The sequence below is a fragment of the Comamonas thiooxydans genome, assembly GCF_000964545.1.
Classification (GTDB): Bacteria; Pseudomonadota; Gammaproteobacteria; order Burkholderiales; family Burkholderiaceae_C; genus Comamonas; species Comamonas thiooxydans.
This window is the reverse complement of the sequence record NZ_BBVD01000001.1, coordinates 209,261-233,989: the sequence shown is the minus strand read 5'-3', so window position 1 is coordinate 233,989 and position 24,729 is coordinate 209,261. Positions and strand designations below refer to the sequence as shown.

19 protein-coding genes are annotated in these 24,729 nt (G+C 62.4%); 2 read left to right on the top strand and 17 right to left on the bottom strand.

Features of this window, described 5'->3' with window-relative positions:
- Positions 1-20: 20 nt before the first annotated feature.
- From Cth01_RS01065 to Cth01_RS01050, 4 genes are all read right to left on the bottom strand, one after another.
- Positions 21-959, bottom strand: coding sequence for a GGDEF domain-containing response regulator (locus Cth01_RS01065; protein ID WP_003064229.1), 939 nt, complete (start codon positions 957-959; stop codon positions 21-23).
- Positions 960-1,192: 233 nt separating this feature from the next.
- Positions 1,193-2,221 (bottom strand): hypothetical protein, encoded by a 1,029-nt coding sequence (locus Cth01_RS01060; RefSeq protein ID WP_034408616.1) that lies wholly within the window; start codon positions 2,219-2,221, stop codon positions 1,193-1,195.
- A gap of 162 nt (positions 2,222-2,383) precedes the next feature.
- Positions 2,384-3,928, bottom strand: coding sequence for a lysine--tRNA ligase (gene lysS, locus Cth01_RS01055; RefSeq protein WP_034353397.1), 1,545 nt, complete (start codon positions 3,926-3,928; stop codon positions 2,384-2,386).
- Between the two features lie 242 nt (positions 3,929-4,170).
- On the bottom strand, positions 4,171-4,821 hold the full coding sequence (locus tag Cth01_RS01050; protein ID WP_034353402.1) for an LON peptidase substrate-binding domain-containing protein: 651 nt from the start codon (positions 4,819-4,821) through the stop codon (positions 4,171-4,173).
- 60 nt (positions 4,822-4,881) lie between these two features.
- Between Cth01_RS01050 and Cth01_RS01045 the strand changes: the two genes are divergently transcribed.
- Positions 4,882-5,448 carry a YggT family protein gene (locus tag Cth01_RS01045; protein ID WP_045838330.1) on the top strand — a complete coding sequence of 189 codons (567 nt, stop codon included), beginning with the start codon at positions 4,882-4,884 and terminating at the stop codon, positions 5,446-5,448.
- A gap of 162 nt (positions 5,449-5,610) precedes the next feature.
- On the opposite strand, the gene accD is transcribed toward Cth01_RS01045, so the two are convergent.
- From accD to Cth01_RS00990, 11 genes are all read right to left on the bottom strand, one after another.
- Complete coding sequence (gene accD, locus Cth01_RS01040) at positions 5,611-6,486, bottom strand: acetyl-CoA carboxylase, carboxyltransferase subunit beta (RefSeq protein WP_003064244.1); 876 nt, start codon at positions 6,484-6,486, stop codon at positions 5,611-5,613.
- 188 nt (positions 6,487-6,674) lie between these two features.
- Complete coding sequence (gene trpA, locus Cth01_RS01035) at positions 6,675-7,484, bottom strand: tryptophan synthase subunit alpha (protein WP_045838329.1); 810 nt, start codon at positions 7,482-7,484, stop codon at positions 6,675-6,677.
- Complete coding sequence (trpB, locus tag Cth01_RS01030; protein WP_003064250.1) at positions 7,481-8,773, bottom strand: tryptophan synthase subunit beta; 1,293 nt, start codon at positions 8,771-8,773, stop codon at positions 7,481-7,483. Before trpB ends, trpA begins: the two co-directional genes overlap by 4 nt.
- A complete protein-coding gene (locus Cth01_RS01025) occupies positions 8,698-9,483 on the bottom strand; it encodes a phosphoribosylanthranilate isomerase (RefSeq protein ID WP_034353420.1) in 786 nt (261 codons plus the stop codon). The genes trpB and Cth01_RS01025 overlap by 76 nt, the downstream gene beginning before the upstream one ends.
- Before the next feature lie 56 nt (positions 9,484-9,539).
- Complete coding sequence (gene truA / locus Cth01_RS01020; protein WP_034389371.1) at positions 9,540-10,370, bottom strand: tRNA pseudouridine(38-40) synthase TruA; 831 nt, start codon at positions 10,368-10,370, stop codon at positions 9,540-9,542.
- A gap of 40 nt (positions 10,371-10,410) precedes the next feature.
- Positions 10,411-13,320 (bottom strand): motility hub landmark protein FimV, encoded by a 2,910-nt coding sequence (locus Cth01_RS01015; RefSeq protein ID WP_045838328.1) that lies wholly within the window; start codon positions 13,318-13,320, stop codon positions 10,411-10,413.
- Positions 13,321-13,691: 371 nt separating this feature from the next.
- Positions 13,692-14,804, bottom strand: a complete 1,113-nt coding sequence (gene asd, locus Cth01_RS01010) for an aspartate-semialdehyde dehydrogenase (RefSeq protein WP_034378706.1) — start codon at positions 14,802-14,804, stop codon at positions 13,692-13,694.
- Between the two features lie 375 nt (positions 14,805-15,179).
- On the bottom strand, positions 15,180-16,256 hold the full coding sequence (gene leuB / locus Cth01_RS01005; protein ID WP_034353433.1) for a 3-isopropylmalate dehydrogenase: 1,077 nt from the start codon (positions 16,254-16,256) through the stop codon (positions 15,180-15,182).
- A gap of 290 nt (positions 16,257-16,546) precedes the next feature.
- Entirely contained in the window at positions 16,547-17,203 is a 657-nt protein-coding gene (gene leuD, locus Cth01_RS01000; protein WP_003057935.1) for a 3-isopropylmalate dehydratase small subunit, read from the bottom strand.
- Positions 17,204-17,328: 125 nt separating this feature from the next.
- The gene (leuC, locus tag Cth01_RS00995; RefSeq protein ID WP_034378709.1) at positions 17,329-18,750 is read right to left on the bottom strand and encodes a 3-isopropylmalate dehydratase large subunit; all 1,422 of its coding nucleotides are present in this window, start codon (positions 18,748-18,750) and stop codon (positions 17,329-17,331) included.
- 57 nt (positions 18,751-18,807) lie between these two features.
- Positions 18,808-19,776, bottom strand: coding sequence for a LysR family transcriptional regulator (locus tag Cth01_RS00990; protein WP_003064272.1), 969 nt, complete (start codon positions 19,774-19,776; stop codon positions 18,808-18,810).
- A 350-nt stretch (positions 19,777-20,126) separates the two neighbouring features.
- Here Cth01_RS00990 and Cth01_RS00985 point away from each other — a divergent pair, with 350 nt between their 5' ends.
- On the top strand, positions 20,127-21,431 hold the full coding sequence (locus tag Cth01_RS00985; RefSeq protein WP_082085623.1) for a tetratricopeptide repeat protein: 1,305 nt from the start codon (positions 20,127-20,129) through the stop codon (positions 21,429-21,431).
- Between the two features lie 64 nt (positions 21,432-21,495).
- Here Cth01_RS00985 and dnaJ read toward each other — a convergent pair whose 3' ends face one another.
- Together dnaJ and dnaK are read right to left on the bottom strand one after the other, a co-directional pair.
- Positions 21,496-22,626 (bottom strand): molecular chaperone DnaJ, encoded by a 1,131-nt coding sequence (dnaJ, locus tag Cth01_RS00980; RefSeq protein ID WP_003064279.1) that lies wholly within the window; start codon positions 22,624-22,626, stop codon positions 21,496-21,498.
- Between the two features lie 100 nt (positions 22,627-22,726).
- Positions 22,727-24,670 (bottom strand): molecular chaperone DnaK, encoded by a 1,944-nt coding sequence (dnaK, locus tag Cth01_RS00975; protein WP_003064285.1) that lies wholly within the window; start codon positions 24,668-24,670, stop codon positions 22,727-22,729.
- Positions 24,671-24,729 lie beyond the last annotated feature (59 nt).

Genomic DNA, 24,729 nt, shown 5'->3' with positions numbered 1-24,729 from the left:
CAACGCTGCTTGGCGGACTGCTAGATCTGTCTCTGCTCTATGGTGTCCATCTGCATCTCGAAGCTGAAGAAGCGGTTGCGCCCTTGAGACTTGGCGGCATACAGGGCTTCGTCGGCTCGCATCAGCATGGATTCGGCGCTGGTGTGCTCGTCGGGAATGCAGGTGGTAATCCCGCCGGAGAGGGTCAGCGGAATATCCTCGGCGGCTCCTGGCGGGCGAATCTTGAGGAACTTGAGCATTTGGCCGAGAGCACGTGCGAACGTCATCGAACCGGAGCGCGGGGTATTGGGCAGGATCATGGCAAACTCTTCACCGCCATAACGTGCGGCGATGTCGCGCGGGCGCACGCAGACTTCGCGCAGCAGACGCCCGACCTGCTTGAGGCATTCGTCACCCTGGACATGGCCGTAGGTATCGTTGAAGTGCTTGAAGTGATCGAGGTCGCAAAGCATCAGCGTCAGCGGCCTGCTCTCGCGCCTTGCCGCAGCAATTTCGGCATGCAGCATGCGATCGAGGCCTCGACGATTGACGAGACCCGTGAGCGCATCGAGCTCCACCATTTCGTTGAGCTTTTGATTCGCCAGATGCAGCTCTGCAGAGACCGTGACCAGGCGACGGCGCATGTCCAGCAGGCGGCGCATGGCGCGCAGCTTGGCGACCAGCACAATGGGTTTGACGGGTTTGACCAGGTAATCGTCGCCGCCCGCCTCAATACCGCGCCAGACGTCCAGATCGTTGTCCAGGCCGGAGAGAAAGATGATGGGTGTCCACTCGCCGGGCTCGGCCTCGCGCAGCTGACGCGCGACCCAATAGCCGTCTTCGCCGGGAAGGCGGATGTCCAGCAGCACCAGATCGGGTCTTTCGCTGCGAAACAGTGCCAGCGCGGTGCGGCCGTTTTCGGCTTCAAGCACCTGTGTCACACCGGCCTGGCGAAGTTCCGTCACCAGAGCAGCTCGCATGACTGCTTGATCCTCGACGACCAGTACGGAGAACGGCGTCGCAGAATCGGGTGACGAGAACCGTGCCCCGCTGGATTCGATGGCAGACAAAGCTGATGCAGAGGATGGCAGAGCTGTCATGAGAGGAAGGTCAGGGTCAGACTCATCGGTAGTTCAGGCATGGTCTGGGAAATATATTGTTACTTTATACGCCGGTTTTAAGCAACAGGCTTTGTGAATGGTCACGGACATGCTCAGGCCAATGCCAGAGAGGAGTGCGCTTTGCTGCGTTCATCGTGCCAGATGACGAAAGTCTGTGCCGCTGAACACAGCGTCGTCGCGCCCAGTTGAGCGATAAAGCGGCAGGCCGCGAACTGCGTCGATCTTGTTTCATATACCGACACCCACTGCTGGCGTGCAGTCTGAGAGGCGGCAGGCAGGGGCCAGCGCCTTTCCTGGCTCGACAGACCGTTCAGGCCCATGCGCCATGGTTTGCCGCTGACTCGGGCGCGAAAGCACTGCTGCTGGTTACACAGCATGGCGTAGAGCGGGTCAACCTCCAGTTGCTGGAACAGCCCCTGGACCTCGGGCGAGGAGGGGGCGAGTGCGGTGTGGGTGACAATGACGCGCAGTCCTTTGGGCGTTTCGTAGACGCGCAAGCCCCAGTCCGGGTGCCTGGCTGAGAACGCCCGAACTTTTGCCAGTGCAATATCCACAGGCGGTGGCAGGCGGGCATTGTTGCGCTGCGTCTGGCGGGCATGCAGCCATTGCTTCAGGCCTGACCAGAAGACCAGGCCGATGCTGGCCACCAGCAGCATCAGCATCGCCGCACCGAGACTCCAGGTCAGCGGGGTCATCCACAGCCAGGGCAGGGCCAGAGCCAGCAGCAGCGACGAAATGACTGGGAAGCGGGCAGGCTTTTTCTGATGTGGAAAGTCGATATCGGCAATGGCCACGTTCTCTGTATTCAGGCAGTGTGCGCCATAGCTATTGCGCGTCATGACGGATTCATCACGCCGCTCCAGCACCTCTTCACGAATGGGTGTGCCGCCGTCCAGCCCGTATTCGGTGCGCCATTCCATGCGCTCGAAGTCTTCGGGCAGGCTGCGCTTGGCAGCGGCAGCGAGAGCCGCCTCCAGTGCCTGCTGTGCTCTTTGCTGAGCATGAGCCTGGGCATCTGACTCGCTGTTGTCGGACCAGCCCCAGCGTTGAACGGTGACGCCATGGCGTACGCCGGTCTGATGACGTAGTCTTGCCTGAGCCCAGTATTGGGGAATCTGCATGTCAAGCAGTATAGCCAGCCAGTATTGCGACAGCCTATTTTGAATAGTGGCCGGTGCGCAATCTGGCTGTGCCGGTGGCTATTGGTGTCTCAGTCGCGGATCGTCAGAGGCCCGTCAGGCCATGTTGTTCCGCAACGCCCGAGCCGGGCGCACAGCCGCTTCTCAGACCTCGCGGCGCAATGCCGGGAACAGAATCACGTCACGGATGCTGGCGCTGTCGGTCAGCAGCATCATGAAGCGGTCAATACCGATGCCGCAGCCGCCGGTGGGGGGCATGCCGTATTCCAGGGCGCGCACAAAGTCGTGGTCGAAGTACATGGCTTCGTCGTCGCCTCCGTCCTTGGCTTCCACCTGGGCATTGAAGCGGGCAGCCTGGTCTTCGGCGTCATTGAGCTCGGAGAAGCCGTTGCCGAATTCGCGGCCCGTGATGTAGAGCTCGAAGCGCTCGGTCACTTCGGGGCGCTCGTCGTTGGCGCGCGCCAGCGGCGAGATCTCGGTGGGGTGTTCCATGATGAAGGTGGGGTTCCACAGCTTCTCTTCCACCACCTCTTCGAAGTACAGCACCTGCAGGCTGGCCAGGGTGCGGGTGGACAGCTTGTCCTTGTCTTCCTTCATGCCCAGCTTCTTCAGGGCATTGGTCAGCCATTCGCGGTTGCCCACGTTGTCGCCGGCTTCGGTGTATTTGACGATGGCTTCGGGGATGGTCAGGCGTTCAAAGGGCTTGGCCAGGTCCACGGGCTTGCCGCCATAGCTCAGCTCAAGCGTGCCAACGGCCTTCATGGCCGCGTCGCGGATCAGCTTTTCGGTGTAGTCCATCAGATCCTGGTAGTTCCAGTAGGCCGCGTAGAACTCCATCATGGTGAACTCGGGGTTGTGGCGCACCGAGATACCTTCGTTACGGAAGTTGCGGTTGATCTCGAACACGCGCTCGAAGCCACCGACAATCAGGCGCTTGAGGTAGAGCTCGGGCGCGATGCGCAGGTACATCTCCTGGTCCAGCGCATTGTGGTGGGTGATGAAGGGCTTGGCATTGGCACCGCCGGGGATGGGGTGCAGCATGGGTGTCTCGACTTCCAGGAAGCCGTGTTCGACCATGAAGTCGCGGATGCCGGCCACAGCCTTGCTGCGGGCCACGAAGCGCTTGCGGGCTTCTTCGTCGGTCATCAGGTCCACATAGCGCTGGCGCACCTTCTGCTCCAGGTCGGCCATGCCGTGGAACTTGTCGGGCATGGGGCGCAGGCTCTTGGTGAGCAGGCGGATCTTCGTGGCCTTGATCGACAGCTCGCCGGTCTTGGTCTTCATCAGCTGACCTTCGACGGAGATGATGTCGCCCAGATCCCATTTCTTGAAGTCGGCGTAGACCTCTTCACCCACGGCATCGCGGGTGACATAGGCCTGGATACGACCCGTGGCGTCCTGCACGGTGGCAAAGCTGGCCTTGCCCATCACGCGCTTGAGCATCATGCGACCAGCCACGCTGACGGCGACGGCTGCAGCGTCCAGGGCTTCGGCATCCTTGTCGCTGTGCTCGGCGATCAGGGCTGCGGCGCGGTGCTCGGGCTTGAAGTCGTTGGGAAAGGCAACGCCGCCATTGGCCTTGGAAGACTCGCGCAGGGCTTTGAGTTTTTCGCGGCGCTCGGCGATGAGTTTGTTTTCGTCCTGAGGGGCGGTGTTTTCTGCCGCAGAAGAGATGTTTTGTTCAGTCATGAAAAGAGAGCGCCAGCGACAAGCGCCGGTTGGAGGCCAGGAATGGGGGCGCGGCAAGGATAGCCGCTGCCCGAAACCGGTGATTTTAAGTTTTTTGCCGAGTCAGCGGTAAGCGACCGGGCAAAGCGCTCGCAGGAACTGCGGAATGTCGCCTCCATGGCCCAGACTGCAGCGGAGAAAGCCAGCTGAATGCTGTCGAAAAAGTAGTGTTTTTACACCGCCGTTAAAGGGAGGAGCCAAATTCAGGCTTCCTCCTGCGGGCCTGATCCGGTAATGCCGCTTTGCTCCAGCACATCGGCAATCAGCTCCAGTCGCAGCAGCGGGGCATCCAGTGTCATGAGCTGCTGCTTGACCCGCACCGGCAGGGGTAGCATCTCGGCCCAGCGATTGGCAACCCAGGCGCAGTCGTGCATCTGCGTCGGAGTGGGCAGTTGCGCGTGGTCGGGGTCGTGGCTGTGCAGGTTCAGCAAGGCCTGAGCCAGTGCATGAGAGGTGCTGATCAAATGCTTGGGGACAGTGACCTTGGGGTCGTCGGGCAGCATGGCGACATCGGCTACCCACAGGCCATGCGGCAGTTGCCAGCAGCGCTGGATGTGAAAGCGCTGGACGCCCTTGCATTGCAGGTGCAGCAGCCCGGGCTGGGGAGAGTCGAGCCGGGCGATATGGGCCAGTACGCCCTCCGAGTGCAGGCGCTCGGTCTGGGCGCCAGCCTTGCGTACCTCCTGTCCCGACTGCAGCGCAACCACGCCGAAAGGGGCGTCGGCATGCTGGCATTTGCGGATCATGTCCAGATAACGCACCTCGAAGACCTGCAGGCTCAGCAGGCCTTCAGGAAACAGCACCGTGTTCAGCGGGAACAGGGGCAGGGAATGCAGACTTTGTGTATCAGTCATGGTGCCCGGCTATCATCCCACGAATGGGTGAGTTGCTCACTGTTTTCTGAATTGGGTCACATGCTGTTTGAAATCGTTTTGTTTCTGCTGGATGTCGTCGTCGGGTTGATCAGCGGGGCCTGCCTGCTGCGCATGTACATGCAGGTGCAGCGTGTGCCGTTTGGCAATCCCGTGGGACAACTGGTCTTTGCGCTGAGCGACTGGATTGTCATGCCGTTGCGCAAAGTCGTTCCCGCCAAGGGCCGCTGGGACAAATCCAGTCTTATTGCTGCCTTGCTGCTGCAACTGGTGCAGGTGCTGCTGATCTGGCTGCTGCTGGGTGCCAAGGGCTCGGTTGTGGCGCTGCCATGGCTGGCGCTGTGCGGGCTGATCAAGGTCATTCTGTCCGGCATGATGGGCATCTTGCTGATCTACGCCATCCTGTCCTGGGTGCAGCCCTATTCGCCCATCTACGGCGTGCTGCAGCGTCTGGCCGATCCGCTGGTGGCTCCTATCCGCAAGGTGGTGCCCCTGATAGGCAATGTGGACTTTTCGGCGCTGATTGCCCTGATTGGCCTGCAGGTGCTGTTGATGGTGCTCAACTATGTGCAGGCTGGCGGCCTGTCCATGATTGCCGGGGTGCGCTAGGGGGGGCTGCCCGGGCCGGGAAAGCCGTATTGCCCGGAGCCTCGTCAATTCCACAGCCTGCTGTGTGGTGTGTTTTGGATGTTCCGAGGTGCTAAAACTGACAAAAAAAGGCTGACGCAGATGAATGCTGCGTCAGCCTTTTTACTTTTGGTCGGCCGGTGCTTATTCCACGGCGTCCGCAGGCAGGCGTTGCAGCATGGCCAGAGAGCTGGAGACGCGATCACGCAGCTCGCGGCGGTCGACGATCATGTCCACGGCACCTTTGTCCTGCAGGAACTCGGCGCGCTGGAAGCCTTCGGGCAGTTTCACACGCACGGTGGTTTCGATCACGCGAGGGCCGGCAAAGCCGATCAGGGCCTTGGGCTCGGCAATCACGATATCGCCCACGAAGGCGAAGCCGGCGGACACACCGCCCATGGTCGGGTCGGTCAGCACGGAGATATAGGGCAGGCCCTTCTTGGCCAGACGTGTCAGCGCGGCATTGGTCTTGGCCATTTGCATCAGCGACAGCAGACCTTCCTGCATGCGGGCACCACCGGTGGCGGTGAAGCAGATGAAAGGCACTTTCTGCTCGATGGCGGTCTCCACGCCGCGCACAAAGCGTTCACCGACCACGGAACCCATGGAGCCGCCCATGAAGTCGAACTCGAAGCAGGCCACGACCACATTGATGCTCTTGACGGAGCCACCCATGACGATCAGTGCGTCGGTCTCGCCGGTGTTTTCCAGTGCTTCCTTCAAACGCTCGGGGTACTTGCGGCTGTCCTTGAATTTCAGCGGGTCGACAGGAATGACTTCCTGAGCGATTTCATAGCGGCCTTCGGCGTCGAGGAAATGGTTCAGACGCGCGCGCGCGCCGATGCGGTGGTGGTGGCCGCAGGTCGGGCAGACGTTCTGGTTCTTTTCCAGATCGGTCTTGTACAGAACGGTTTCGCAGCTGGGGCACTTGATCCACAGACCTTCGGGAATCTGCTGGTGGCGTTCCGTCGGATTGGTCTGCTGGATTTTTGCAGGCAGAAGTTTTTCAAGCCAGGACATGGTTATTTCCTTTTCAGTTTCCACTGCACTGCGCGCCACCCGCAACCCATGAGGGCGGCGCGGCGCAGGCACTGGCGCAATCCCGGTCAGGGACAGCGAGCAAGGGCCGCCCCGCTGCGAGGCTGTCGTCCCCCTTCAAGGGGGAAGCAGCGAAGCCGCTCAGGGGGAGGCTAATTTCTAGGGGTGCATTATGCGTCGAGAGCCTTTCGCACACCACGCAGAAAGTCTATTGCCAAAGGAACGATCTTCTCGTGGGGCTGGTTGTCGAGCAGGTCAATGATGCGGCTGCCGATGATGACGGCGTCGGCCACCTGGCTCACGGTCTGTGCGGTCTGGGCATCGCGAATGCCGAAACCCACGCCCACGGGCACGCTGACATGCTGGCGAATGCGCGGCAGCATGGCCTCCACGGCCGAAGTGTCCAGAGCGCCCGAACCGGTCACGCCCTTGAGCGAGACATAGTAGACATAGCCGCTGGCCACGCGCGCCACCTGCTGCATGCGCTCCTCGGTGCTGGTGGGAGCCAGCAGGAAGATCAGATCCATGTCGCGGGCCTTGAGCTTGGCTGCAAACTCTTCGCATTCCTCTGGCGGATAGTCCACGATCAGCACGCCGTCGACGCCGGCAGCGGTCGCATGGTTGACGAAGGCATCCTCGCCATGGATCTGGTCGTAGCGTTCCACGGGGTTGGCATAGCCCATCAGCACCACGGGCGTGGTCTGGTCCTTTTTGCGGAACTCGGCCACATAGGCTAGTACCTGGCTCAGGCCCACGCCGTTGGCGATGGCCTTGTCGCCCGCGCGCTGGATGGTGGGGCCGTCGGCCATGGGGTCCGAGAAGGGCACGCCCAGCTCGATCACGTCGGCACCGGCTTCCACCATGCCGTGCATGAGGGAGGGGGTGATGGCTGCAAATGGAAAGCCTGCAGTCACATAGGGAATCAGGGCCTTGCGGCCTTCTTCCTTGAGCTTGCTGAAAGTGGCGGTAATTCGGCTCATAACTTGTTGCCCCCTGCGGCAGCCTTGGCTGCATCATGTCCGGGAGCGCCCTTGACGGTGAGACCGCGCATGGAGGGACGGTCGAAATATTCGGCACCCGAGAGGTCGGCCACGGTGCCGATGTCCTTGTCGCCACGGCCCGATAGGCTGACGAGAATCGACTGGTCGGCGCGCATGGTCTTGGCCAGCTTCATGGCATAGGCTACGGCGTGGCTGGACTCGAGAGCCGGGATGATGCCTTCGGCGCGGCACAGATAGTGGAAGGCGTCCAGCGCCTCCTGATCGGTGATGCCCACATACTGGGCACGGCCGATTTCCTGCAGCCATGCATGTTCAGGGCCCACACCGGGGTAATCCAGGCCGGCGCTCACCGAGTGGGTCTCGGTGATCTGGCCGTTTTCGTCCTGCAGGATGAAGGTGCGGTTGCCGTGCAGCACGCCCGAGCTGCCTTTTTGCAGCGAGGCTGAGTGCTTGCCGGACTCCAGGCCTTCGCCCGCCGCTTCCACACCGAACAGCTGGGTGTTCTCGTAGGGGATATAGGGGTAGAAGATGCCCATGGCATTGCTGCCGCCGCCCACGCAGGCGACTACCGCGTCGGGCTGCTTGTCGGCGCCCAGGAACTCGGGCATCTGCGTCAGGCACTCGTCGCCGATGACTTTCTGGAAGTCGCGCACCATCATGGGATAGGGATGGGGGCCGGCCACGGTGCCGATGATGTAGAAGGTGTTGTCCACATTGGCCACCCAGTCGCGCATGGCTTCGTTGAGCGCATCCTTGAGCGTTCTGGAGCCCGATTCCACGGGCACCACGGTGGCGCCCAGCAGCTTCATGCGGTAGACATTGGGGCTTTGACGCTTCACGTCCTCGGCGCCCATGTAGACGATGCATTCGAGGCCGTAACGAGCGCAGATGGTGGCCGTGGCCACGCCGTGCTGGCCGGCACCTGTCTCGGCAATGATGCGCGGCTTGCCCATGCGCTTGGCGAGCATGGCCTGGCCGATCACATTGTTGATCTTGTGTGCGCCCGTGTGGTTGAGGTCCTCGCGCTTCAGATAGATCTGCGCGCCGCCCATTTCACGGCTCATGCGCGAGGCGTGATAGACGGGCGAGGGACGGCCTACATAGTGTGCCAGCTCGGACTGGAATTCGGCGATGAATTCGGGGTCGTTCTGATACTTTGCGTAGGCCTCACGCAGCTCGGTGAGCGCGTGGGTCAGGGTTTCGCTGGCGAAGCTGCCGCCGTAGCGGCCGAAATGGCCGTGGACGTCGGGATACTGGTATTCAAACATGTGTCAGTCTGCAAAATTTGGGCATCAGCTGCACGTACGGCAGCAATGAAGCGATGAATCTTGTGGGCATCCTTGATGCCTTTGAGGGGCTTGCCGTCGGGGCCTTCGGCCTCGACTCCAGAGCTCACATCAACGGCCAGAGACAACCCGCGAGGGCGCACTTGCAAGATGCCATCGGTCACGTTTGCAGGCGTGAGTCCACCAGACAAAACGAGGTGAGAGTCGACGCTTGTTGGCAGAAGTGACCAATTGAATGCCTTGCCGCCGCCACCATAACCATCGACATGGGCGTCGAGCAGGATGGCTTGGGCCTTTGAATAACGTTGGGCATATTCTACGAGGTCAAATCGCGCCGCATCGTCTCCAAGGGGTATGCGCGCCGCGCGCAACCAGGGCTGCACGCCCCGGGTGGCGGCCTCGCAATCCGCAGCCGATTCATCACCATGAAATTGCACGCAGGCGTTGGGTATTAGGTCGCAAGCAGCTATCACATTGGTAGCTGTTTCATTCACAAAGAGCAAAACAGGTGTGACAAAGGGCGGCAGTCGCCGGGCCAGCTCGGCCGCGCGCTGCAGCGTCACGGCGCGCGGGCTTGGCGCATAGAGCACAAAGCCGACGGCATCGGCACCGGCGGCCACTGCAGCATCGACATCCTGCTCGCGGGTCAGGCCGCAGATCTTGATGCGGGTGCGGGGGGCAATGGAAGACATGGCAAATCTCTGACGTTGCAGCAATCGTTGGCCGTTGGCCGCTGGCCGCTGGCCGCTCAGGGCAGCCAGGCAAACGGGGGGGTGTCTACAGGCAGGCCCCAGCGCGTATCGTAAATGGGGCCGAGAAAGTACAGACCGTCAGGGGAGAAGGTGGGGGCGGCCACTTCGCGCGAGCGTGCCTCCAGCACTTGCTGCATCCATTCCACGGGCTTGGAGCCCTGACCCACGTAGATCAGGCAGCCCATGATGTTGCGGATCATGTGGTGCAGAAAAGCGCTGCCCTCGAACTCGAAACGCCAGTAGCCGCATTCCATCTGTCCGTCGCGCATGGGTGCCTGGCCTGCGGGGCGGTAGTGGATGTCGATGCGGCGCAGGGTCTTGATCGGGCTCTTGGCCTGGCAGCCTGCAGCGCGAAAGGACGAAAAATCATGCTCGCCCAGCAGCAGGTCGGCGGCTGCACGCATGCGCTGCGCATCCAGGGCCTGAAACACCCAGCCCACGCGGCCATGGTCGACGCTGGGGCGCACGGGCGACTGCAGCAGCACATAGGCATAGCGGCGTGCAGTGGCACAGGCCCTGGAGTGGAAGCCATTCGGGCCGTCGGCGACCTCGGCCGCCCATTGCACGGCGATGTCCTTGGGCAAAAAGGTGTTGGTGCCGCGCACCCAGGAGTTGGGCGCGCGCTGCAACTCGGTGTCAAAGTGCACGACCTGCATCAGGCCGTGCACACCGGAATCGGTGCGACCGGCGCAGATGGTGGAGACTTCTTGAGCAGCAAAGCGGCCCAGGGCCGCTTCGAGTTTGTCTTGTACGGTGTTGCCATCGGGCTGGCTTTGCCAGCCGCGATAGGCTTGTCCGTTGTAGCTGACGCCAAGAGCTATGCGCATGGCATGGCTCCCGGCGCGGGGTCTGAATGCATCAAATCAATCAACCAATCTGAGAGAGAAGGCTGTGAGCCTTGGCCTTGAGATCGCCATGGGCTTCGGCGATCACTTCCTCGATCAGTGTACGCGCTCCGTCGCTGTCGCCGATGGCATTGAACTCCTCGGCCAGGGCCAGCTTGGTGGCCAGCGGGTCTTCGGGTTCGGAGGGCGCTGGCACGGCATCGATTGGCGCAGCGATATCGGATGTGCCCAGATCCAGCGACAGGCCGCTGAGGTCGAAAGTCACATCGGCTTGCGCAGGGGCGGCGGCAGGGCTGGCGGCCTCTTCACCCGGCTGCTGCAAGGTCAGGGCTTCGATGTCCTGCTCTGTGTCCAGGCGCTCCTGGCTGGAAGACAGTTCCGGCGGCGCAGTTTCCTGTCCGCTCTCGGCCTCGGGCTGTGCCTGCGAAGGCAGTGTGAAGCTGTCGAGGTCGAACTCGAGCGCATTCAGGGAGCTTTGCTCGGCGGGCGCGGGAGCTGCGACAGGGGCCGGGGCTTGAGATGCCGTGGCGGGCAGGCTGAACGAGGCCAGGTCGTCGAGGTTCAGGTTCAGGCCATTGTCTGCTGCGGGTGCTGGCTCGGATGCGGTGACAGGGATGTCCCACTGTGCCAGTGCCGCGAAATCCTGCTCGTTGGGCAAGGAGACGGGTTCGGAGGCCACAGGCGCTGCGCTGGCTGCGGTGTCAGGCAGGTCCGCCGGCAGCTCCAGATCCATGTCGAAGTCCATGCCGGCGGGCTCTGTGGGTGGCCCTTCGTGGCTGGCAGCGGCTTCCGCAGCCTGTGCAGCAGCCAGTGCCGAGCCAAAGCCCACGGCGGCGGCCACACCGCCTTGCAGGGCGCTTGAGGGGGCGGTGGGGCTGAAGGCGCTTGGGGTCGCAGCTGCCGCTGCATGAGCCTGGGGAGCTCCGCCCAGCTGGTAAGTCAGATTTTCCGGGTCCAGGATACGGCCCTGATCGGCCAGCCGCTGCCATTCGGGTCCCTTGCCCTGGGTCAGGGCAAAGACGTTGTTGGCTACAGATGCGTAGGCCATGCGGTCATGGCGCTTGGCATAGATTTCAGCCAGCTTCTGGTGCAGCACCAGGCGGTTGGGGTCGCTGCGCAGCGCTTCCTTGAGGATTTCCTCAGCCTGCAGGTCGCGGCCGTAAGCCAGGTACACATCGGCTTCGGCCAGCGGGTCCACATCGCCGGCGTCAAGCTGGCTGGGAGAGTACTGCATGGACTGGCCCGACATCTGGCTGCTGCTGGTCGTGGTGTCCACGCGCTGGCCGCCGCTGGCGCCGAAGAAGGAGTCCGCCGACAGCTGGCTGTCGCCCAGCGTGCTGTCCGCGCCTGCCGCAGCGGCTTTGCGACGCTGAGAAACACGGTAGCCGCCATAGCCCAGAAGCAGGGCCAGCAGTGCTGCACCAGCCAGTGGGATGGTCGGGTCTTCCATCAGGCTGTCGATAAAGCTGGGCTCCTCGGGAATGGGGGCCGGTGCTGCAACAGGCTTGGGAGGTGCAACCGGTGCCGGTGCGGGCGCTGCAGGCTCGGCTGCGGCTTGTGCCGGTTCGCCTTCGGCCGGAGTTGGTGCAGGCGCGGTGTCGCCTGGCTTGCCAGCATCGGCTGCAGCCGCCTCGGGTGTGGCTGGGGGAGCAGACGTTGCAGCCGCATCAGCAGCCGGAGCGGAGGCAGGCGCTGCAGCATTGGCGGCGCTGGCCGCAGGTACGGTGACTGCAGGGCTTGCCGCTGGTGCAGCTGCTGCCGGTGTGCTTGCAGCGGGAGCTGCAGCCGTACCTGCAGGTTTGGTGGCTGCCGCAATCTGGCTCAGCTCGGCCATATTGCGTTTGAGCTCATCGGCGCGCGCAGATTGGTCTGCGGCCTGTTTTTGCTGGGCCACTTGCTCATCTGCGGCCACGCCCTTGACGGAGCCCTTGGACAGGGTCAGCTTGTCGGGGGCTGCGGTGTTGGCCTTGGCATCGGCGACATGGGCCTGAACCTGGCCCGAAGCGCTGCGCGATGCCGCTTCCACAGGAGCCACAGGTGCCACGCCAGCCAGTTGACGGCGGAACTGGTTGAAATCCTGAGACTGGGCCGCCATGATCTGGCGGGCTTCCTTGGCCGAGGTGGCCTGGGCGGCCGCCTGATCGGGCAACTGAATCACCGCGCCGCTGCGCATGCGGTTGATATTGCCATTGACAAAGGCCTGCGGGTTGCTGCGCAGCATGGCGACCAGCATCTGATCAAGCGAGACGCCTGCTGGCTTGTGCGCTGCAGCAATGCGACCTGCGGTGTCGCCTGTCCTGACACGAACTTCATCGCTGCTGCCAGCCGGTGCTGCAGTGCCTGCCTGGCGTTTTCGCTGAGGCTTGGTTGCAGCTTCGTCCTGATCGCGGTCATTGCGCAGGTCCCGGCCGGCCGTGTTGACAGGGCTGGACGCCGGGCGTGCAGTCACAGCGGGACGCGCAGGTGCAGGCACCACGGCAGGCGTGGCCTGGGCAGCGGTGGTGGGCGCAGGAGCAGGGCGGCGCGTTGCAGGAGGGTCGAGCAGCAAGGTGTAGTTGCGCTGCAGCTTGCCCGATGCCCAGTTGGCATCGATCACCAGGTCGACAAAGGGATCATTGACCGGCTGAAAGCTGCTGAGCTTGAGCACGGCCGAGCCGTTGGCGCGTTTTTGCACCTGCACGCGTACCGAGTTGGCCGTGCCCGTGAATTCCATGCCCTGGGCGCGGAATGCAGCTGGCGATGCGATAGCGGCCTGCAGGCTGTCGGCCTCGGCAGCGCTGAGTTGAGGGATCTCGACCTCGGCACGCAAGGGCTCGCCCAGAGCCGACTGCACCGTGATGCGACCCAGCGCCAATGCCCATGCATCGGTGGCCGGGAGGCTTGACAGTGCGAGGGTGGCTGCGGCGAGCGCAGATAGTTTCCAGCGTTGCATAGGGCTCAGACTTGATTCGTGCAGCCTACAGCCCTCTTGTTCTTGATCGGGTTTGTGGCTGCGGTGCACATAAAAATTGGAAATTCCAGCAGGCGGCAAAGGTCTCTTGGCCCGGCGGACACAGTTTGCATTGTCAACGACGCTATTGCAATGTGAGCAAAAGCATGGCTGGCAAGGCTCTCAATTGTTGTCGATTGGCAACGAGATGAAACCTAATGTAGGTTTGCTGACGGTTTGCATTCGCCCGAATAAGCGGGCAATTGTCGCCCAAGCCTGGAGCTTGGACATGAAAAAAGCGCCGGCCATCACGAGGATGACTGGCGCTTTGCTGTGCTGGATCAAGCCATTCGCAGGCTTGATGGTGGACGGGATCAGGCTGCCAGTAGGATGCGCAGCATGCGACGCAGCGGCTCGGCAGCGCCCCACAGCAGCTGGTCACCGATCACGAAGGCCGAGACATATTCGGGGCCCATGTTGAGCTTGCGCACACGACCGACGGCCACTTCCAGACCGCCGGTGGTGGCAGCAGGAGTCAGCTCCTTGACGGTCAGTGCGCGGTCGTTGGCCACGAACTTGACCCAGGGATTGCCGCCCTTGATCAGGGCCTCGATCTCTTCCAGGGGCAGGTCCTTCTTGAGCTTCAGGGTCAGGGCCAGGGAGTGGCAGCGCATGGCGCCGATGCGCACGCACAGGCCGTCCACGGGGATGGCGGCCTCGGTGCCGAGAATCTTGTTGACCTCGGCCTGGCCCTTCCATTCTTCCTTGGACTGGCCGTTGGGCAGCTGCACATCGATCCAGGGGATCAGGCCGCCGGCCAGAGGCGCGCCGAAGAATTCGGTGGGCACATCTTCGCGGATGGTCTGGGCCACCTTGCGGTCGATTTCGAGAATCGCGGAAGCAGGAGTCGCCAGCTCGTCGGCCACGGCGGCGTGCACCACGCCCATGCCCTTGAGCAGCTCGCGCATGTGGTTGGCGCCACCGCCCGATGCGGCCTGGTAGGTCATGGAGGAGACCCATTCCACCAGACCGGCCTTGAACAGACCGCCCAGACCCATCAGCAGGATGGAGTTGGTGCAGTTGCCGCCAATCCAGTTCTTGCCGCCGGCAGCCAGCTTTTGCTGGATCAGGTCGTCGTTGACGGGGTCCAGCACGATGACGGCGTCGCCCTCCATGCGCAGCGAGGAGGCTGCGTCAATCCAGTGGCCGTTCCAGCCAGCGGCGCGGATCTTGGGGAAGACTTCCTTGGTGTAGTCGCCGCCCTGGCAGGTGATGATGATGTCGCACTTGGACAGCTCGGCGATGTCGTTGGCGTCCTTCAGCTCGGTATGCACCGTGGCCATGGCCGGGGCCTTGCCGCCGGCATTGGAGGTGGAGAAGAACACGGGCTCGATCAGCGCGAAGTCGCCTTCGGCCTGCATACGATCCATCAGCACGGAGCCGACCATGCCGCGCCAGCCCACCAAACCTACCAATTGCTTGCTCATTTGAAACGCCTTTTCAGTTTTGAAAACAGTAGCTTGAGACTGCTTCGTCCGGCTCGTCAGGGCCGGAAGGGGCGCGCGACGAACCGGGCTGGGTCAGCCTGTAATCGTCTTAATGGTGATTGCGCGCGCATTCACACCGGCAAGCTTTGCGGGTGTGAGGGTCTCGGGAGCGAAGGTGCGTGCGGCAAACATAAGAGTTGTCATTCTAGCGACTAGAGCCAAAGCTTGAAGAATTAAAAGTGCTTGAAACTCTAGTCAAAACGTCGAAATAAATGATTTATTTTTGACGTTTTGTTTTGTTTGGCGCCGAAAATTGCGTCGAACAAAAAAGCCACCGCTTTGCGGCGGTGGCCTGGTATCAGCCGTTTCCGGGCCTCAGACTCCTGCCAGTGCCTTGACCACGGCATCACCCATTTCACGGGTGCTGACCTTGGTCGTGCCTTCGCTGTAGATGTCGGCGGTGCGCAGGCCGTCGGCCAGCACCTTTTGCACGGCAGCTTCGATCTTCTGGGCGGCGGCTTCCTGGCCCAGGCTGAAGCGCAGCATCATGGCGGCCGAGAGAATGGTGGCCAGAGGATTGGCAATGCCCTTGCCGGCGATGTCGGGGGCCGAGCCGTGGCTGGGTTCGTACAGGCCTTGCTTCTTGTCGTTGAGGCTGGCGCTGGGCAGCATGCCGATGGAGCCGGTCAGCATCGAGGCTTCGTCGGAGAGGATGTCGCCAAACATATTGCCGGTCACCACCACGTCGAAGCGCTTGGGTTCCTTGACCAGTTGCATGGCGGCGTTGTCCACGTACATATGGTCCAGCGCCACGTCGGGGTACTGCTTGGCGACTTCGCTGACCACATCCTTCCAGAGCTGGAAGGTTTCCAGCACATTGGCCTTGTCAACGCTGGTCACGCGCTTGCTGCGCTTCTGGGCGGCCTGGAAGGCGACATGGGCGATGCGCTCGATCTCGGGACGGGTGTAGCGCATGGTGTCGAAGGCTTCTTCGGCACCGGGGAAATGGCCGTCGGGAGCGACACGGCGGCCGCGCGGCTGGCCGAAGTATATGTCGCCGGTCAGCTCGCGGATGATGAGGATGTCCAGACCTGCCACCAGTTCGGGCTTGAGGCTGGAAGCATGGGTCAGCTCCTTGTAGCAGATGGCGGGGCGGAAGTTGGCGAACAGGCCCAGGGCCTTGCGCAGGCCGAGGATGGCCTGCTCGGGACGCAGGGGGCGGTCCAGCGTGTCGTACTTCCAGTCGCCCACGGCACCGAACAGGATCGCATCGGCTTCCTGGGCCAGCTTCAGCGTGGCAGGAGGCAGGGGGTGGCCGGCAGCTTCATAGCCGGCACCGCCCACGGGAGCGGTTTCCATCTCCAGACCCAGATTCAGGGCCTCGAGCACCTTGACGGCTTCCGCGACGATTTCGGGACCGATGCCATCACCGGGCAAAACTGCAATCTTCATGATGTTCCTTTGATTAATTTGATAGCTGCTTGCGCTCGTTATTCATAGATTTCAGATTGAATATTTATCGAAGTCTATTGATGACAATCGTAAGCAGCTCATTTATTGATAGTTTTACTTCGGGCTCAAGAGGCGGGCATCCCTCAACTGAGTGAGACCGGCACAGCAGAGAACCTTACCTCCAACATGGCCAAAGTGAGAGACGGCCAGCAAGAGCCGCCTCGCGGCAAAGGCCGTCGTCCCCCTCTGGGGGAAGCCGCGGGGCCGCCTAGGCAACGCGGCTCAGGGGGTTACTTCTGAATCAAGGTATGCGCCAGCCAGGGCTTTTGCGCCAGACGCTCGGCCTCGAAGGCCTTGATCTTGTCGGCATGGCGCATGGTCAGGCCGATATCGTCGAAGCCGTTGAGCAGGCAGTATTTGCGAAAGGCGATGACGTCGAAGGCGATCTCTTCGCCCTGGGGCCTCAGGATCACCTGGCGCTCCAGATCGATGGTCAGCTCGTAGCCGGGGAAGGCCGCGACGTCGTTGAACAGCTGGTCGATCGTGGCCTCGGGCAGCACGATGGGCAGCAGGCCGTTCTTGAAGCTGTTGTTGAAGAAGATGTCGGCAAAGCTGGGGGCCAGGATGGCGCGGAAGCCGTACTGGTCCAGGGCCCAGGGCGCGTGCTCGCGGCTGGAGCCGCAGCCGAAGTTCTTGCGCGCGATCAGGATGCTGGCGCCCTTGAAGCGGGGCTGGTTGAGCACGAAGTCGGGATTGGGCTTGCGGTCGGCTTCGGGTACGCCGGGCTGGCCGGGCTGGTCCAGATAGCGCCACTCGTCGAATAGATTGGGGCCGAAGCCGGTCTTCTTGATGGACTTGAGGAACTGCTTGGGGATGATGGCGTCGGTGTCGACGTTCTCGCGGTCCATGGGGGCAACGAGGCCCTTGTGCACGGTGAATTTTTGCATGGTGTGATTCCAGAATCTTTAGTCTTGGCGACGTTCGCGTCTTGCATCAGAGACGGCCAGCAAGGGCCGCCCCGCAGCAAAGGCCGTCGTCCCCCTTGGGGGAAGACGCGCAGCGACTCAGGGGGTTACGCAAATTTACGGATATCGACAAAGTGGCCGTGGATGGCTGCCGCAGCGGCCATGGCGGGGCTGACGAGGTGGGTGCGGCCACCGGCGCCCTGACGGCCTTCGAAGTTGCGGTTCGAGGTCGACGCGCAGCGCTCGCCGGGCTCCAGGCGGTCGGCGTTCATGGCCAGGCACATGGAGCAGCCGGGTTCGCGCCATTCAAAGCCGGCGGCCTTGAAGATCTGGTCCAGGCCTTCGCGCTCGGCCTGTTCCTTGACCAGACCGGAGCCGGGCACGACCATGGCCAGCTTGATGTTCTTGGCGACCTTCTGGCCCAGCTTCTTGACCACGGCGGCGGCTTCGCGCATGTCCTCGATGCGGCTGTTGGTGCAGGAGCCGATGAACACCTTGTCGACAAAGATGTCGTTGATGGGCTTGCCGGGTTCCAGTGCCATATAGGTCAGCGCACGTTCGATGGCGCCGCGCTTGTTAGAGTCCTTTTCCTTGTCGGGATCGGGGACGGCGGCATCGATGCCCAGCACCATCTCGGGGCTGGTGCCCCAGGTTACCTGCGGCACGATGTCGGCGGCGTTCAGCTCCACCACGCGGTCGAACTTCGCATCGGCGTCGGAATGCAGTGTCTTCCAGTAGCTGACGGCGGCATCCCATTCGCCACCCGTGGGCGCCAGGGGGCGGCCCTTGATGTAGTTGATGGTCTTGTCGTCCACGGCTACGAGACCTGCGCGGGCGCCGCCTTCGATGGCCATGTTGCAGACCGTCATGCGGCCTTCCACGCTGAGGTCGCGGATGGCTTCGCCGGCAAACTCTATGGTGTAGCCCGTGCCGCCGGCGGTGCCGATCTTGCCGATGATGGCCAGCACGATGTCCTTGGCGGTGATGCCGGGCGCGACCTTGCCGTTGACCTGCACCAGCATGTTCTTGGCCTTCTTGGCCAGCAGGGTCTGGGTGGCCATCACATGCTCGACCTCGGAGGTGCCGATGCCGTGGGCCAGCGCGCCGAAAGCGCCGTGGGTGGAGGTGTGGCTATCGCCGCAGACCACGGTCATGCCGGGCAGGGTTGCGCCTTGCTCGGGGCCCATGACGTGAACAATGCCCTGGCCCTTGTCCATGAAGGGGAAGAAGGCGGCCGAGCCGAACTCGGCGATATTGCTGTTCAGCGTGGTGATCTGTTCCTTGCTGATGGGGTCGGCAATGCCGTCATAGCCGCGCTCCCAGCCGTCGGTGGGGGTGTTGTGGTCGGCCGTGGCCACGACCGAGCTGACGCGCCACAGCTTGCGCCCGGCCATGCGCAGACCTTCGAAGGCCTGGGGGCTGGTGACTTCGTGCACCAGATGGCGGTCGATATAGAGGACGGAGGTGCCGTCTTCCTCGGTGTGAACGACGTGCTCGTCAAAAATCTTGTCGTAGAGGGTGCGTCCCATGGTGGTCTCGTGAGGTTGGTTTGTTGGGAGGATTCTGTTGTGGCTTGATGCGATGTTTCAAGCCTTGGCGCTGGCGGGGCAGAGGTGATCGACCAGCAGGCGGGTGGTCACCGGCAGCGCTTCGAAGTCGCGGGCCACCACGCAGAGTTCGCGGTGCGCCCAGTCGTCGGTGAGCTGCACGGCGCGCAGATGGCCCACGCCATGCATCAGCTCGAATGCGCGGTCGGGCAGCAGGCCCAGTCCCAGGCCGTTGTCGATCATGCGGCACATGGCGTCCAGGCTGGTGACCTGGATGCGCTGGTGCAGCGGGTGGCCTGCCTGGGCTGCAGCAGCGCGCATGGCCAGGCTGATCGAGGAGCCCGCATGAAGGCTGACGATGTCCCATTCCAGCACTTCCGTGAAGGCGACGCTTTCGCGGTCGGCCAGGGCGTGGCGCTCGGGCACGACGACGACCAGTCGGTCTTTGCGATAGCTGCGGTACTGCAGCGGCACATTGCCCTGGGTCAGTTGCACGGTGGCCTGATTGCCTTCGCTGCTCCTGATATTGCCCAGCGTGCAGATGCCGATATCGGCCGTTCCCTCGGCCACGGCGCTCAGCACGTCGGGGCTCAGGTGCTCCTGCAGATCGATCTTGATCTGGCTGTGTTCGCGCGCAAAGGCTCCCAGGTCTTCGGGCAGAAACTGCACGATGGCCGACATATTGGCGTGCATGCGCACATGGCCGCGCACGCCGTCGGCGTATTCGGAGAGCTCGCCCTGCATGCGCTCCAGCCCGTAGAGCACATTGCGCGCATGGTGCAGCAGGCTCTCGCCGGCCGGCGTCAGCGTCACGCCGCGGCTGTGGCGATAGAGCAGGGCGGTGTCCACCGTCGCTTCCAGGTCGGACAGCCGCTTGCTGACGGCCGAGGCTGCAATGAACTCGCGTTCAGCGGCGCGGCCAATGCTGCCCAGTTCGCACACGGCGACGAACAGCTGAAGCGAGGTGAGATCGATGCGGCGCGCAAAACTGCGCTCTGAATTCTTCATGGGGTAGGCTCAAGTCTTCTCGTTTCGAGAAGTTTTCAGCATTTTTACCGATTAATCTAGCTACATCCATCTTTGAATGAGATGTCTTGCTTGGCGATGGGTAAATTTTGGAGATGGGTGATTTCTTGCTTTGCGATGACTTGGCGAAACCTGGGAAAGCGATGTTGCATTTGTCAGTCTTGTGTACTTGCATTTTCATAGCGAAGACTCTAGATGCCAGAATCGTTCAAGCCTGATCAGGTCTGAGGAACAAAAGTTTTTCAGGTGCCTGAGTTCCGGCATCTTTTTACAAAGTAAATCGTCAGTAAAGCAGCCAGGAATCGACGCTATTCGCTGCAAAAATGTGAGTCATGAGAGTTCCCAATCATCCGATGTCCGACAGTGAGCCTTCCGAGTTGCCAGCTATGGCTTCGGGGTCGCTCCTCTTGCACCGCAGCCGTTGCTGGGGTCAGGTTTGCCTGCTGGCAACTGCGCTGGCGCTGGGCGGCACTGCCTTGCCAGCTGTGGCCAAAGGCAAGACCCCGGCCAAGTCCAGTGCGGCCGCGCCAGCCAAATCGTCCAAGTCCACCAAGAGCACGACTGCAGGTGCCGCCAAATCTTCATCGGCCAAGTCCGCCGGCAAGGCCGGTAAAAAAGGGCGCACCGGCCGCAATGCAGCGGTCGCTGGTGCTGCGGCAGCAGGTGCGGCAGCGGCAGCTCCGCTGGGTCGTGAGCATTGGACGCCGGAGGCCAGGAACAATCAGGCCGAAGATGCCAAGGAACTGGCCGCCATGCGTGCAGCAGCACAGACGGGCGACGCCAAGGCCCAGTATCTGCTGGGCTCGCGCTACCGTTTTGGCAAAGGTGTGAATCAGGATCTGGCACAGGCCGTGCACTGGTATCGCCAGTCGGCCGACCAGGGCTATGCACCTGCGCAATCCGACCTGGGAGTGCTCTACGCCAACGGGCGGGGTGTGACTCTGGACGAAGTGCAGGCCGTGAGCTGGTATCGCAAGGCGGCAGAGCAGGGCGACGGCATTGCGCAGAACAATCTGGGTCTGATGTATGCCGAGGGCCGCGGCGTGGCGGCCGATGATGCGCAGGCCGTGCAATGGTTCGAGCGTTCGGCCAAAAGTGGCGAGGCTGCAGGCCAGTACAGCCTGGGAGTGATGCTCTCAAGCGGCCGGGGCGTCAAGGAGGATGGCCGGGCCGCCCTGCAGTGGTTTGAACAGGCGGCCGAGAAAGGCCATGCCGACGCCCAGTACAACACCGGCATGATCTATGCCGTAGGCGCGCTGGTGCCGCAGGATCTGACGCGCGCGGCGCGGTGGCTGGAGAAGTCCGCCGGTCAGGGCAATGCGGCGGCTCAGTCGTCTCTGGGTTTTCTCTATGCCAACGGCCAGGGCGTGCCGCAGGATGCAGGCCAGGCGGCGCGCTGGTTCGATCGCGCCGCCAAGCAGGGCTACACCCTGGCACAGTCGAATCTGGCAGCCATGTATGTCAGCGGTCAGGGCGTGCAGAAAGACATGGGCAAGGCCTATTTCTGGCTGGCTATCGCTCATGCCAAGGATCCCTCGCTGCAGAGCCGCATGCAGACGGCCGAGCAGGCATTGGGCCCCGCAGAGCGGCTGAAGGTGCAGCGCGAGGTGCGCAACTGGAAGCCCGCCAAGGAGTGATTGGCGAGCCATGAAAAAAAGCCCATCAGGCACTGCCGATGGGCTTTTTGTTGGGTGCAGGAGCCTAGCTGAAGAAACTCTTCAGGCGGTCCGTCCAGCTTTCGCCGCTGGGCGAATGCTTGGAGCCACCCTTCTTGAGCGATTCGTCCAGATCCTTGAGCAGCTTGCGCTGGTACTCGGTGAGCTTGACCGGAGTCTCCACCACGATGTGGCAGTACAGATCACCGGGGTAGCTGGAGCGAATGCCCTTGATGCCCTTGCCGCGCAGGCGGAACTGCTTGCCGGCTTGCGTGCCTTCAGGGATGTCGATCGCCGCCTTGCCTTGCAGCGTGGGCACTTCGATCTCGCCGCCCAGAGCGGCGGTGATGAAGCTCACGGGCACATTGCAGTGCAGATCGTCACCGTCGCGCTCGAAGATGTCGTGGTCCTTGACGCGAATCTCGATATAGAGGTCGCCTGCCGGGCCGCCATTGGTGCCGGGCTCTCCGTTGCCGGCCGAGCGGATGCGCATGCCGTCGTCGATGCCGGCGGGAATCTTCACTTCCAGCGTCTTCTGGCGCTTGACCTTGCCCTGGCCGCCGCAGGATGTGCAGGGCTCGGGGATGATCTTGCCTGTGCCGCGGCAGTGCGGGCAGGTCTGCTGCACGCTGAAAAAGCCCTGGCGCATCTGTACTGTGCCCATGCCGTTGCAGGTGGTGCAGGTCTTGGTGCTGGTGCCGGGCTTGGCGCCGCTGCCGCTGCAGGTGTCGCAGCTGTCCCAGCTTGGAATGCGGATCTGGGCATCCTTGCCCTTGGCAGCCTCTTCCAGGGTGATTTCCATGGAATAGCTGAGGTCGTTGCCGCGGTAGACCTGACGGCCGCCGCGACCGCCGCGGCCGCCACCGTTGAACATATCGCCAAAGATGTCGCCAAAGGCCTCGGCAAAGCCGCCAAAGCCCTCGCCGCCGCCCATGCCGCGATTGGGATCCACGCCGGCATGGCCGTACTGGTCGTAGGCCGCGCGCTTCTGGCTGTCGGAAAGCATCTCGTAGGCCTCTTTGACCTCCTTGAACTTTTCCTCGGCTTCCTTGGCCTTCTCGCCCTGATTGCGGTCAGGGTGGAACTTCATCGCCAGCTTGCGATAGGCCTTCTTGATGTCATCGTCCGAGGCGCTTTTGGCAACGCCCAGAACTTCATAGTAGTCACGTTTGGACATGTGAGTTTTCGGTCGGATGGAACAGGAACGCCGCGCCAGCTCCTGAGAGCCCGGCGCGGCGGCAAGCGGTCAATGGTTTGAGGCCAGGACCTGCCCGCGCTTAGTCCTTCTTGACTTCCTTGACTTCGGCGTCAACCACGTTGTCGTCAGCGGCAGCCGATGCGCCGGCACCGGCGGAGGCACCTGCTGCGGCAGCAGCAGCTTCGGCACCGCCAGCGGCCTGTGCGTCGGCATACATCTTCTCGCCCAGCTTCTGGCTGGCCGTCATCAAGGCCGTTGTCTTGGCGTCGATGGCGTCCTTGTCCTCGCCCTTGAGCGCTTCTTCCAGCTCCTTGACGGCAGTTTCGATGGCGCTCTTTTCGGCGGCATCCAGCTTGTCGCCATGCTCGGCCAGGCTCTTGTTGACGCTGTGAACAGCGGCTTCGCCCTGGTTCTTTGCGGTCACCAGCTCCAGCTTCTTCTTGTCGTCGGCTGCGTTCAGCTCAGCATCCTTGACCATGTTCTGGATTTCTTCTTCCGACAGGCCAGAGTTCGCCTTGATGGTGATCTTGTTTTCCTTGCCGGAAGCCTTGTCCTTGGCGGACACGTTCAGGATGCCGTTGGCGTCGATGTCGAAGGTCACTTCGATCTGGGGCACACCACGACCTGCGGGCGGAATGCCTTCCAGGTTGAACTCGCCCAGCATCTTGTTGGCGCTGGCGATCTCGCGCTCGCCCTGGAACACCTTGATGGTCACGGCAGGCTGGTTGTCTTCAGCCGTGGAGAAGGTCTGCGCGAACTTGGTGGGAATGGTCGTGTTCTTGCTGATCATCTTGGTCATGACGCCGCCCAGGGTTTCGATACCCAGAGACAGGGGAGTCACGTCCAGCAGCAGCACGTCGGAGCGCTCGCCACCCAGCACCTGGCCTTGCACGGCAGCGCCCACGGCCACGGCTTCGTCGGGGTTCACATCCTTGCGGGGATCCTTGCCGAAGAATTCCTTGACCTTTTCCTGCACCTTGGGCATGCGGCTCATGCCGCCGACCAGGATCACGTCGTGGATGTCGGACACGGAGATGCCTGCATCCTTGATGGCGGTGCGGCAAGGTGCAATCGTGCGCTCGATCAGATCGTCCACCAGCGACTCCAGCTTGGCGCGGGTCAGCTTGATGTTCAGGTGCTTGGGGCCTGTGGCATCGGCGGTGATGTAGGGCAGGTTGATGTCGGTCTGTGCGGAGTTGGACAGCTCGATCTTGGCCTTTTCGGCAGCTTCCTTCAGGCGCTGCAGGGCCAGCACGTCCTTGGACAGGTCAACGCCTTGTTCCTTCTTGAACTCGTCGATGATGTAGTTGATGATGCGCTGGTCGAAATCTTCGCCGCCCAGGAAGGTGTCGCCGTTGGTCGACAGCACTTCGAACTGCTTTTCGCCGTCCACGTCGGCGATTTCGATGATGGAGACGTCGAACGTGCCGCCGCCCAGGTCATACACGGCCACCTTGCGGTCGCCCTTGCCCACCTTGTCCAGGCCGAAGGCCAGGGCAGCAGCGGTAGGTTCATTGATGATGCGCTTGACTTCCAGACCCGCGATGCGGCCGGCGTCCTTGGTGGCCTGGCGCTGTGCGTCGTTGAAGTAGGCGGGCACGGTGATGACGGCCTCGGTCACGGCTTCGCCCAGGAAGTCCTCGGCGGTCTTCTTCATCTTGCGCAGCACTTCGGCGCTGATCTGGGGAGGGGCCAGCTTCTGGTCGCGCACTTGCACCCAGGCGTCGCCGTTGTCGGCCTTGACGATCTGGAAGGGCATCAGGTCGATGTCCTTTTGCACCTCGGCTTCGGCGAACTTGCGGCCGATCAGGCGCTTGGCAGCGTAGATGGTGTTTTTGGGGTTGGTGACGGCCTGGCGCTTGGCGGATGCACCGACCAGGATTTCGCCGTCTTCTTGATAGGCAACGATGGAGGGGGTGGTGCGGGCACCTTCGCTGTTCTCGATCACGCGGGTGTTGTTACCCTCCATGATGGCGACGCAGCTGTTGGTGGTACCCAGGTCAATACCGATGATTTTTCCCATAATTCTCTCCGTAATCTGTTGAATGTTTGCTTGATTCGTCACTTGTGGGCGTAGTGGCC

What these genes read in the sequence shown, in the direction of transcription:
- Cth01_RS01065 (WP_003064229.1), bottom strand. Translation starts at nt 959, where the DNA reads ATGCGAGCTGCTCTGGTGACGGAACTTCGCCAGGCCGGTGTGACACAG.
- Cth01_RS01060 (WP_034408616.1), bottom strand. Translation starts at nt 2,221, where the DNA reads ATGCAGATTCCCCAATACTGGGCTCAGGCAAGACTACGTCATCAGACC.
- lysS (WP_034353397.1), bottom strand. Translation starts at nt 3,928, where the DNA reads ATGACTGAACAAAACATCTCTTCTGCGGCAGAAAACACCGCCCCTCAG.
- Cth01_RS01050 (WP_034353402.1), bottom strand. Translation starts at nt 4,821, where the DNA reads ATGACTGATACACAAAGTCTGCATTCCCTGCCCCTGTTCCCGCTGAAC.
- Cth01_RS01045 (WP_045838330.1), top strand. Translation starts at nt 4,882, where the DNA reads ATGCTGTTTGAAATCGTTTTGTTTCTGCTGGATGTCGTCGTCGGGTTG.
- accD (WP_003064244.1), bottom strand. Translation starts at nt 6,486, where the DNA reads ATGTCCTGGCTTGAAAAACTTCTGCCTGCAAAAATCCAGCAGACCAAT.
- trpA (WP_045838329.1), bottom strand. Translation starts at nt 7,484, where the DNA reads ATGAGCCGAATTACCGCCACTTTCAGCAAGCTCAAGGAAGAAGGCCGC.
- trpB (WP_003064250.1), bottom strand. Translation starts at nt 8,773, where the DNA reads ATGTTTGAATACCAGTATCCCGACGTCCACGGCCATTTCGGCCGCTAC.
- Cth01_RS01025 (WP_034353420.1), bottom strand. Translation starts at nt 9,483, where the DNA reads ATGTCTTCCATTGCCCCCCGCACCCGCATCAAGATCTGCGGCCTGACC.
- truA (WP_034389371.1), bottom strand. Translation starts at nt 10,370, where the DNA reads ATGCGCATAGCTCTTGGCGTCAGCTACAACGGACAAGCCTATCGCGGC.
- Cth01_RS01015 (WP_045838328.1), bottom strand. Translation starts at nt 13,320, where the DNA reads ATGCAACGCTGGAAACTATCTGCGCTCGCCGCAGCCACCCTCGCACTG.
- asd (WP_034378706.1), bottom strand. Translation starts at nt 14,804, where the DNA reads ATGAGCAAGCAATTGGTAGGTTTGGTGGGCTGGCGCGGCATGGTCGGC.
- leuB (WP_034353433.1), bottom strand. Translation starts at nt 16,256, where the DNA reads ATGAAGATTGCAGTTTTGCCCGGTGATGGCATCGGTCCCGAAATCGTC.
- leuD (WP_003057935.1), bottom strand. Translation starts at nt 17,203, where the DNA reads ATGCAAAAATTCACCGTGCACAAGGGCCTCGTTGCCCCCATGGACCGC.
- leuC (WP_034378709.1), bottom strand. Translation starts at nt 18,750, where the DNA reads ATGGGACGCACCCTCTACGACAAGATTTTTGACGAGCACGTCGTTCAC.
- Cth01_RS00990 (WP_003064272.1), bottom strand. Translation starts at nt 19,776, where the DNA reads ATGAAGAATTCAGAGCGCAGTTTTGCGCGCCGCATCGATCTCACCTCG.
- Cth01_RS00985 (WP_082085623.1), top strand. Translation starts at nt 20,127, where the DNA reads ATGAGAGTTCCCAATCATCCGATGTCCGACAGTGAGCCTTCCGAGTTG.
- dnaJ (WP_003064279.1), bottom strand. Translation starts at nt 22,626, where the DNA reads ATGTCCAAACGTGACTACTATGAAGTTCTGGGCGTTGCCAAAAGCGCC.
- dnaK (WP_003064285.1), bottom strand. Translation starts at nt 24,670, where the DNA reads ATGGGAAAAATCATCGGTATTGACCTGGGTACCACCAACAGCTGCGTC.